Annotated in this window: 9 protein-coding genes; 7 read left to right on the plus strand and 2 right to left on the minus strand. The window is 64.8% G+C overall.

What is annotated here, in order from left to right; translation table 11 throughout:
- The 7 genes from EN984_RS11215 to EN984_RS11245 all read left to right on the plus strand — a co-directional run.
- Nucleotides 1–1,094: S41 family peptidase (locus EN984_RS11215; RefSeq protein WP_164765438.1), on the plus strand; the 1,094-nt coding region annotated here is incomplete at its 5' end.
- Between the two features lie 212 nt (nucleotides 1,095–1,306).
- Nucleotides 1,307–2,485: a divergent polysaccharide deacetylase family protein gene (locus EN984_RS11220; RefSeq protein ID WP_127267092.1), complete on the plus strand. Its 1,179-nt coding sequence runs from the start codon at nucleotides 1,307–1,309 to the stop codon at nucleotides 2,483–2,485.
- Nucleotides 2,486–2,515: 30 nt separating this feature from the next.
- Nucleotides 2,516–3,037, plus strand: a complete 522-nt coding sequence (locus tag EN984_RS11225) for an RNA pyrophosphohydrolase (RefSeq protein WP_127267091.1) — start codon at nucleotides 2,516–2,518, stop codon at nucleotides 3,035–3,037.
- Nucleotides 3,038–3,114: 77 nt separating this feature from the next.
- Nucleotides 3,115–4,254, plus strand: a complete 1,140-nt coding sequence (alr, locus tag EN984_RS11230; RefSeq protein ID WP_127267090.1) for an alanine racemase — start codon at nucleotides 3,115–3,117, stop codon at nucleotides 4,252–4,254.
- A 273-nt stretch (nucleotides 4,255–4,527) separates the two neighbouring features.
- On the plus strand, nucleotides 4,528–4,950 hold the full coding sequence (gene rnk, locus EN984_RS11235) for a nucleoside diphosphate kinase regulator (protein ID WP_127267089.1): 423 nt from the start codon (nucleotides 4,528–4,530) through the stop codon (nucleotides 4,948–4,950).
- 14 nt (nucleotides 4,951–4,964) lie between these two features.
- Entirely contained in the window at nucleotides 4,965–5,507 is a 543-nt protein-coding gene (locus EN984_RS11240; protein WP_236383239.1) for a nucleoside-diphosphate kinase, read from the plus strand.
- 121 nt (nucleotides 5,508–5,628) lie between these two features.
- Nucleotides 5,629–6,885: a D-amino acid dehydrogenase gene (locus EN984_RS11245; protein WP_127267087.1), complete on the plus strand. Its 1,257-nt coding sequence runs from the start codon at nucleotides 5,629–5,631 to the stop codon at nucleotides 6,883–6,885.
- 4 nt (nucleotides 6,886–6,889) lie between these two features.
- On the opposite strand, the gene EN984_RS11250 is transcribed toward EN984_RS11245, so the two are convergent.
- Both EN984_RS11250 and EN984_RS11255 read right to left on the minus strand, forming a co-directional pair.
- The gene (locus EN984_RS11250) at nucleotides 6,890–9,046 is read right to left on the minus strand and encodes a phosphatidylserine/phosphatidylglycerophosphate/cardiolipin synthase family protein (RefSeq protein ID WP_127270379.1); all 2,157 of its coding nucleotides are present in this window, start codon (nucleotides 9,044–9,046) and stop codon (nucleotides 6,890–6,892) included.
- Nucleotides 9,043–9,486, minus strand: a complete 444-nt coding sequence (locus EN984_RS11255) for a hypothetical protein (protein ID WP_127268689.1) — start codon at nucleotides 9,484–9,486, stop codon at nucleotides 9,043–9,045. The genes EN984_RS11250 and EN984_RS11255 overlap by 4 nt, the downstream gene beginning before the upstream one ends.
- Nucleotides 9,487–9,630: the final 144 nt, after the last annotated feature.

Consider the following 9,630-nt stretch of genomic DNA (forward strand, 5'->3'; position numbering starts at 1 on the left):
CCTCCTACATGAATGCCGAGCAGGCGCAGGATATGCGCGTCCAGACCAAGGGCGAGTTCGGCGGCCTCGGCATCGAGGTCACCATGGAGAACGATCTGGTCAAGGTGATCACGCCGATCGACGACACGCCGGCCGCCAAGGCAGGCGTGCTGGCCGGCGACTACATCGCCAAGATCGACGGCGAAGAGGTTCGCGGCCTGACCCTCAACGATGCGGTCGACAAGATGCGCGGCCTGGTCAACACGCCGATCAAGCTGACCATCCTGCGCCAGGGCGCCGACAAGCCGATCGAACTGACGGTCGTGCGCGACATCATCAAGGTCAAGGCGGTCAAGTTCCGGGTGGAGAACGACATCGGCTACATGAAGATCACCTCCTTCACCGAAAAGACCTATGACGACCTCGAGAACGCCATCGACACCATCAAGAAGCAGATTCCCGACGACAAGCTGAAGGGCTACGTTCTGGATCTCCGCCTCAATCCAGGTGGCCTGCTCGACCAGGCGGTGAGCGTGTCCGATGCCTTCCTCAACCGCGGCGAGATCGTCTCGACGCGCGGCCGCGACCCCAAGGACGTCACCCGCTTCGACGCCAAGCCCAAGCAGGTCGACGACATCAACGGCAAGCCGATGATCGTCCTGGTCAATGGCGGTTCGGCCAGTGCGTCGGAAATCGTCGCCGGCGCGCTGCAGGACCTGCGCCGTGTCACGGTGGTCGGCACGCAGTCCTTCGGCAAGGGTTCGGTGCAGACCATCATTCCGCTCGGCGAGAATGGTGCGCTGCGGCTGACGACGGCGCTCTATTACACGCCGTCCGGCAAGTCGATCCAGGGCAAGGGCATCACGCCGGACATCAAGGTCGAACAGCCACTGCCGCCGGAACTGCAGGGCAGGGATCTGACACGTGGCGAATCCGATCTCAAGGGCCATATCAAGGGCGCCGACGAGAGCACGACGGGTTCGGGCTCGGCGGCCTATGTGCCGCCGGATCCGAAAGACGATCTGCAGCTCATCTATGCCGAGCAGCTGCTGCGTGGCCAGAAGACCGATCCGTCCTTCCCGCCCAATCCGCAAAAGGCGGTTCTCAACCAGTAAGGATCTGGAGCGGCGCACGCGCCGCCCCATCTTTCTGTTTGAGCCAGATGGAAGCAATGCGATGCTGCCGGGACCGAAAGGTTCCGGCAGTTTGATTCGGGGAGCGAGGCAAAGCTCCCAAGACATGGCGCGGGGTGCGCCGGAATTGATGAATTCGCGCATGTCTTTTCGAAGCGGCTTCGTCTTCGGAGCCATGTGCCCGGGGATTAGGCTTGGCTGATATCGGCAAGGACATCGAACGCCCGCTCGGACAGGCAGTCCGGTCGCCGCGCGCCGCCGGCAAGATCAGCGGCGGTGCGATCATGGCGACAGTGGCCGTGCTGGCGGTGGCCGGCGTCTCCGGCGCGATCGCGCTCAGGGAAAAACCGTTTAGAAAGCCGCAAGAGGTTGCCGTTTCAACGCCGAAAGTGACCGCGGCGGCCGAGCCTGCCGCCGCGCCGCCTGCATTGGCCCCGGCGGCACCGAAGCCGGAGGCGCCGGTCAAATCAGGCGGGCCGCAGATTATCCATGTGCAGACGGAGGAGGGCGATGGGCCGCCCAAGGCAGCGATCGTCATTCGCGATCCGTCGACCATCGGTCAGAACCTGAAGATCGCGCATATTCCCGACAAGGCGCTGATCGAGACCAGCGAGACCGGACCGTTGCCGGTGCGCGCCACGGATGGCAGGCGGCCGTTCGACGTCTATGCGCGGCCCTGGTCGGGCGGGCGCGGCGCACGGGTGGCGATCGTCATCGGCGGGCTTTCGGTTTCGCAGACCGGCACCCAGGCGGCCATCGCCAAGCTGCCGGCGGAAGTGACGCTGGCTTTCGCGCCGCAAGGCAACAGCATCGGCCGGTGGATGCAGGCAGCCAGGCAGAGCGGCCACGAGATCGTCATGCAGGTGCCGCTCGAACCGTTCGATTATCCGAAGGTAAATCCGGGCCGCAACACGCTGACGGTGGCGGCGAGCGCGGATGAGAACCTGAAGAGCCTGCACTGGGCGCTGTCGCGGACGACCAATTATACCGGCGTCATGAACTATATGGGCGCCCGCTTTTCCGCCGATGCCGCGGCGATGGAGCCGTTCATCGCCGAGCTCGGCAAACGCGGCCTCGCCTATATCGATGACGGCTCGTCGGCGCGCAGCCTGGCGCCGGACCTGGCGCTGAAGGATGGCGTGCCCTTCGTCGCCGGCGACATGGCGATCGATGCCGTGCAGGATCGCGGCGAAATCCTGAAGAAGCTAGACAGCCTGGAGGCGACCGCGCGGGCCAAAGGCACTGCCGTCGGCATCGGTTCGGCCTTCGACTTGACGGTCGATACCGTGTCGTCCTGGGTGGTCGAGGCCAAGAAGCGCGGCATAGAGATCGTGCCGATTTCAGCGGTGGCTATAGATCCGCAAAAAGGCTAGCCATCGTAAGACGGCTGGAAAGACTGACTGATGCCAAAGACGAACAAGATCGACCGCGAAACGCTGCCTTACCGTCCATGTGTCGGGCTGATGATCCTCAATGCCGAGGGCCTTGTCTGGGTCGGGCACCGGATTGCCGAACCGGACAGCGAATTTGCCGGCACGACGCAGCTCTGGCAGATGCCGCAGGGCGGCATCGACGAGGGCGAGGAGCCATTGCAGGCGGCCGAGCGCGAGCTCTATGAGGAGACCGGCATGCGAGGCGTCTCGCTGCTGGCCGAGGCGCCGGACTGGATCAACTATGATTTGCCGGACCATCTCGTCGGCATCGCCTTCAAGGGCCGGTATCGCGGCCAGACGCAGAAATGGTTCGCCTTTCGCTTCCACGGCGATGTCAGCGAGATCCAGATCAACCCGCCGCCGGGTGGCCACACCGCAGAGTTCGACAAATGGGCATGGCGGCCTATGCAGGACCTTCCCGACCTGATCGTGCCGTTCAAGCGCCATGTCTATGAGGATGTGGTGACGGCATTCCGGCATCTGGTGCAATAGCCGCTATACAACAACCGCGGTTGCCGCGCCGGCCCGGCGGTCCTATTGATGTATCCACTAGCACGCGAAGGGTCGCCATGAACGACGCCCCCCAAAAGTCGCCCCCAGAAGAGGTCACCGCCACAAGCGAAGTGGCGGCTGGGGCCATCCTCACCATCGATCTCGGTGCAATCCGTGAAAACTACCGGCGGCTGAAGGCGCGGTTGGGCGATGTTGCCTGCGCTGGGGTGCTCAAGGCGGACGGCTACGGCGTGGGCGCCGGCCAGGTCGCGGCGGCGCTGCTGCGCGACGGCTGCGATATCTTCTTCGTTGCGCTTCTGGGCGAAGGCGTCGCCCTGCGCCACTCGCTTGGGCCGGGCCCTGCCATTTTCGTGTTGAACGGCATTCCGCCCGGTGCCGAGCCGGACGCCGTGGCAGCAAACCTTTGCGCTGTTATCAACAGCCCCGAGCAACTGGCGGCTTGGCGTGTGACGGCTCGCCGCGCCGGCCGAAAACTGCAGGCCGCGATCCAGGTCGACAGCGGCATGTCGCGGCTCGGCATGGCGCCTCGGGATGTGGATCGCATCGCCGCCGACCCGCAGGCCTTCGACGGCATCGACATCCGTTACGTGATGAGCCATCTGGCCTGCGCCGACGAGCCGGAGCATCCGGCCAATGAGAAGCAGCGGCTGGCGTTCGAGCGGCTGCGCAAGATGCTGCCGGAGGCGCCGGCATCGCTGACCAATTCCTCCGGCATCTTTCTTGGGGAGCGCTTTCACTACGATCTCGCCCGCCCCGGTGCCGCGCTCTACGGCATCAATCCGACGCCGGCAAAGTCCAATCCGATGCTGCCGGTGGTGCGGCTGCAGGCAAAGGTGGCACAGACGCGCAGCGTCGAAAAAGGCGCCGGCGTCGGCTATGGCCACACCTATCATGCGCAAGGCCCGCTCAGGCTGGCGACGATTTCGTTCGGCTACGCGGATGGCTGGCAACGCCGCGCCGCGTCCGCCGCCTGGTTCGAGGGCGTGCGGCTGCCTTTCCTCGGGCGGGTGTCGATGGATTCGATCATTCTCGACATTTCCGCCCTGCCGGTCGGCAGGCTGCGCGAGGGTGATCTCGTCGAACTGCTCGGTCCCTCGCAAAGCGTCGATGACGCCGCCGGCCATGCCGGCACCATCGGCTACGAGATCCTGACCAGCCTCGGCCCGCGCTTCCATCGGCGCTATGTCGGCGGTTGAGCGGTTTGGCCGCGCTTGACAAGCGGACGCCTGTCGGCAAGGCTCCGGGCATGAGCAACCTCGCTTATATCAGAACCTTGTTCCGGGTCTGCCCGATCGCGGGATCGTAGCCCCGGCGCGGCCGCCTTTTGGCGTCCGTCCGAACCGGGGCATTTCTACCTGACATCATCATTCCCGAGCCAGACAGCTTCGCGGCTGCCGGCTTTCATCAAGCCACCGTTTGTGCGGCGGCAGGCGCGCGTCTGTTGGATGCGCCAAGTCATGAGGTTTGCCATGCAACATGCAACAGGATTGCGTCCACCGAGCCGGCTTCTGGTCAGCGATGCCGACCACCACCGGCTGACGGGCCTGGCGCGGGCGTCGCTCGACCGCGTGCCCGAGACGGCCGAAGAACTGCTTTCGGAGATGGACCGTGCCTTCGTGACGGCAGCGGCTTCCATGCCGGCCAACGTGGTGCGGATGGGTTCGACGGTGACAATCCGCAACGATGGCGGCCACACCCAGCGCATCACGCTGGTCTATCCCGGCGAAGCAGACATCAGTGAAAACAGGATCTCGGTGCTGACGCCGATGGGGACGGCGCTTATCGGCGCGTCGATCGGGCAGACAGTGTGCTGGAGCAGCCGTGGCGGCCGGGAACTGTCGGCGACCATCGAAGCGGTCGATGCGCCGGCCTGCGGGCGGGAAGGGTCCTGAGCATGGAGACGGCGATGACAGGCGCGAATTTCCGGCTGACGACGAAGGACTTCGCCGTCCTCGAGATCATGTTGGAGCGTTGGCGGGCTTTCGCGGATCCGATTGTTCCAATGCTTGAAGAGAAGCTTTCCAAAGCCGAGGTCGTCGCGATCGATTCGGTCGGATCCGATATCGTGACGCTGAACAGCAGGCTGGTGTTTCGTGTCGATGCCGGCCCTGCCGAGACCCGAACTCTGGTGCAGAATGAGGTGCACGGTCCGGTCGGCTCCAGCCTGTCGATCATGACAAGGCGGGGGCTTTGCATGCTCGGCATGGCCGAGGGTCAGACTGCATGGATCGAACAGGCCGACGGCAGGCGGGAGTCGGTCCTGATCGCGACCGTGCTCTACCAGCCGGAGGCCGCGCGGCGTGCCGTCAGGGAGAAATCCCGAGACGAGGCGCGACGGCCGCATGGGCTCACCCTCGTCTACAGCGCCGCAGCCGATTGGCGGCCCCTTGGCGAAAGGGCCGGAATGCGGCAGACAGGGGATGACGACCCCGGTCCCACGGCGGCGTGAACAGGCAACACTGCATGATCCCGAAAGTCGGCATCGATTTTCGCTGGGGATCGTGCGCAAATCGGAAATACGGCCGCGTCCAGGCGTCCTCAAGGGCGTGCGGCGCGGCAAGGAGTGAACGATGAAGATCATGGTGCTGGGCGGCGGCGTCATCGGAGTGACCACGGCGTACTTTCTTGCCGAGGCCGGCCACGAGGTGACGGTTCTCGATCGCCAGAAAGGCCCGGCGCTGGAAACCAGCTTCGCCAATGCCGGCGAGATTTCGCCCGGCTACGCCTCGCCCTGGGCCGGACCCGGCATTCCGCTGAAGGCGATCAAATGGCTGCTGATGAAGCATGGCCCGCTGGTGGTGCGGCCGGCCTTCGACCCGCATATGTGGACATGGCTGATCAAGATGCTGCGCAACTGCACCGCCGAGCGCTATGCGATCAACAAGGCGCGCATGGTGCCGCTCGCCGAATACAGCCGCGACACGCTGAAGGCGCTACGCGAAGCGACCGGCATCGCCTATGACGAGCGCACCCAGGGCACGCTGCAGCTGTTCCGGACGCAAAAGCAGCTTGACGGCACCGGCGGAGATGTCGAGGTGCTGAAGAAGTATGGCGTGCCTTACGAGACCCTCGACCAGGACGGCTGCATCGCGGCTGAGCCTGGCCTTGCCGGGGTGCGCGAAAAGTTCGTCGGCGGCCTCAGGCTGCCGCACGACGAGACCGGCGACTGCAAGATGTTCACCGACAGGCTGGCCGAACTCTGTGTGGCCCGTGGCGTCAAGTTCGAGTACGACGTGACGATCTGGCGCGTCATCCGCAGCCGCAACCGCATCGCCAATCTCAGCACCAGCAAGGGCTGGAAAACCGCCGACGCCTATGTGATGGCGCTGGGCAGTTATTCGGCAGGTTTCATGCGCCGGGTGAAGCGGCCGATCCCGGTCTATCCGGTCAAGGGCTATTCGATCACCGTGCCGATCAAGGACGCCGCCGCGGCACCGGTGTCGACGGTGATGGACGAGACCTACAAGGTGGCGATCACCCGGCTCGGCGACCGCATCCGGGTTGGTGGTACGGCCGAGATTTCCGGCTTCGACCTCAGGCTGCACGAATCGCGGCGGCGCACGCTGGAACACTCGGTTGGCGATCTCTTTCCGGGCGCCGGCGCCATGCGGGACGCGACGTTCTGGTGCGGGCTGCGGCCGATGACGCCGGATGGTCCGCCGCTGATCGGCCGCACCGAGCTTTCCAATCTCTATCTCAACACCGGCCACGGCACGCTCGGCTGGACCATGGCTTGTGGCTCGGGCAAGGTTCTGGCCGACATCATCTCCAGCCGGGTGCCTGACATCGACGTTCGCGACCTCGCGCAGGAGCGCTATCTACGGTAGAGGGTCAGAATGCCTGCCGGACCCAGTCCTCGTCGAACAGCAGCCGATAGGCCCATGGGATCGTCACATTGGTGGCGACCGGATTGGAGTGGGCGACATAGTCGTCATAGATCGGCTTCATCCTGGTGTAGAAGGCCGGATCGAGCACCATCATGCCGTTCTCACTGTCGTGGAAGAAGCTGCGGTTGTTGAGATTGACCGACGAGATGGCGACCAACCTTTCGTCGATCATCATGATCTTGGAATGCAGCACCACGTCAGGCGCCTTGAATTCGCGGATGTTGATGCGGTCGCCATATTTCTCGACGAACAGCTTGTTGAGCGCGGTGAGAAACTTGCCGCCGATATCGCCCTTGAGATCGATGCGGCCGACAATGTCGATCCTGACGCCGCGGGCGAGCGCCCGGTCAACAGCCTGGGCAAGCTTGGGCGTCAGGTTGAGGTAGGGATTGACGATCTGGATATGGTGCTGGGCAGCGTCGACCAGTTCGACGAAATAGTCCTCCAGCGCATGGCCGTCCTCGTAGGGCACCGAAATGAAGTGTCGTGCCGTGCCTGACGGGCGGGCGCCGTCGGACCGGACCGGAATGGAGAAGGGGCGCGCCAGATTGGTGTCGGCGTCGCGCAGCCACACTGTCGAAAGATGCGCAGCCAGCATTTCGACCGTGGCCGGATCGGCGAACTCGATGTCGAAGTCGCTCCAGTTCGAATAGTAGTTCAGCGAGAGCCCGTCGGTCTTGCCGTATTGCTCAAGGTCTGGATAGCGCGACAGATCGATCGGCTGGTGGAACAGGAAGCCGTCATGGATGTTGCGGCCGCCGATGATGGCGCGCGACCGCCGTGGATCGTCGGCAAGCGTCGCCAGCATCTTGACGTGATGGACCTTGTGCAGTTGTGAAATCTGCTCGTCGATCGGCGCACCATGGTCCGCCCGCCAGCGATATTCCTGCAATTGGACATTGGGGAATTCGGCCGCCAGCCGATGCAGCAGGGCGTCGTCCTTGTCGCGCTCCAGCACGTCGGTGACCAGGATGCGCACCTTGGTGCCGAGGGCTGCATGGTGGCGGATCAGCCGTTCGATGATGCGGCCGGAGAAGTCGGCCTTGAACTCCAGCGACGACAGGTAGATCAGCTTCAGCCTTGGCGCCCTGGAGAAGTCGAGCGGCAGCTCCGGGTCGCCCTTGTCGATGGCGCTGTCGGACAGCGGCGCCCCTATCAGCGCCTCGACCTTGGCGTTGAAGCCATCGCGCGATTTGCGCAGCAGGCGCGGCTTTCCGATCGGCAAGGCGCAGGTCTGCGACAGCCAGCGGCTGGCATAGAAGGCGCGGCTGAGCGCATCGAGGCCGGTGGGGTTAGGCGTCGTGCAACGCTCGTAGCGACTGTCGAAGGCGGCGAGAGCCGGATCGGCGGCCTCTTCGCGCCGAATGGTGAGCGGCGCGCCGGCCGGGGCAAGGCTGGAGCGGATCCTTGCGGTGCAGCGGTTCAGGCCGTCACTCGGAAACAGGCTGACCGTGTCGTCCTCGCCGGACAGGCGAAAACGGAATGCCGTGCCCATGGCGATGGTGCGTGAACCGCCGCCGGCACGGATCGCCAGCGTGCCGTCGCAGATGCCCTCGATGTCGGCCGGTTGCTTGCCGGCCTGGCGCAGCACGACCTCGACGCTGCGCGCCTGCAGGCCGGAGAAATCGAAGATCCTGGGCGCCGAGGGCCGCGCAGCCGCATCGATGTAGAGTGTCTGCCGCGACACCCGCCAGCGTCCGTCGAAATGAGCCTCGCCGCTGTTGGCGCCGGCCGGCGGCAGATGCGTTTCGGCAACCGGCCCGGCCAGTTGCTGCAGTGTCCGGTAGGTCGCCTGGAAATCGCTGTTGCGGATCTCATGGCGGTCGTGACCGAAAGGGCCGGTGCCGTTGGCGCGGTCCATGGCGCCGAGCTGGTGATGGGCGAGCAGCGCCAGGAACCGTTTTTCGTAGTCGTTCGTACCGGCGTCACCGAAAAACTGCGCGGTGGCGATCCGCGGCCCAGCTGTCTCGGCGGAGAGCGCGGGTCGCGCGCAAGCGCTCTGGCCTTGCAGGAGATCGCAGGCATTGCGGCCAGCGCCGGCACAGCCGGCAATGACAGCCAGCCCGAACAGAACGATGGCGATGGATGCGCGACCCTTCACCCGGGCGCTCCGGCCTTCAGGGCGCTCAATTGCGCGGGATCGCGCGGCGGCATGAAGCCCTGCGGGAAGACCTTGCAGACGGGAATGGCGAAGGTGGCGATCAACAGTTCGGCCTCGCCGCGCATTTTGCGTGGCGTTGTCTTGTCGTCGCGGATCGCTTTCGCCGAGGCGACCAGGGTGCCGTCGCAGTCGCAATGGTTGTGGCGGGCGATATAGCAGGCATCATGCGTCTGGCAGACCGCGTCGAGGCGGTCGGCCGGCCGGGCCGATAGATCGCCGGTGCGGGTGCCAGGGCCGCAATAATTGCCCAGGACGAAAGGCGAAGGCCGCGCCATGGCGTAGCGGATCGGCTTGGGCAGCTCGGCCTCCGGGACCTTCGTCCACGGGTTGGCGCAAGCGGAAACGAAAAGCAGCGGCAGGATGGCAAGAACGGCTCGCATGTCTATCCGCGCCAGCTTTCTAAGGGATCGTCTCTACGCGGCGGCTGCACGCCTGATGCCATTCTGGCCGGTTTTGTGGCAAGGAAAAGGCGGCACGGCTAAACAAATAGGCTCCGCTCCCGCTCCACCATCTTGGTGATGAAG

The organism is Mesorhizobium sp. M7A.F.Ca.CA.004.12.1.1 (assembly GCF_003997835.1).
In the GTDB taxonomy this organism is placed as follows: domain Bacteria; phylum Pseudomonadota; class Alphaproteobacteria; order Rhizobiales; family Rhizobiaceae; genus Mesorhizobium.

Coding starts and splice junctions, on each gene's coding strand:
- EN984_RS11225 (WP_127267091.1), top strand. CDS start 2,516: ATGCCAAAGACGAACAAGATCGACCGCGAAACGCTGCCTTACCGTCCA.
- alr (WP_127267090.1), top strand. CDS start 3,115: ATGAACGACGCCCCCCAAAAGTCGCCCCCAGAAGAGGTCACCGCCACA.
- rnk (WP_127267089.1), top strand. CDS start 4,528: ATGCAACATGCAACAGGATTGCGTCCACCGAGCCGGCTTCTGGTCAGC.
- EN984_RS11240 (WP_236383239.1), top strand. CDS start 4,965: ATGACAGGCGCGAATTTCCGGCTGACGACGAAGGACTTCGCCGTCCTC.
- EN984_RS11245 (WP_127267087.1), top strand. CDS start 5,629: ATGAAGATCATGGTGCTGGGCGGCGGCGTCATCGGAGTGACCACGGCG.
- EN984_RS11255 (WP_127268689.1), bottom strand. CDS start 9,486: ATGCGAGCCGTTCTTGCCATCCTGCCGCTGCTTTTCGTTTCCGCTTGC.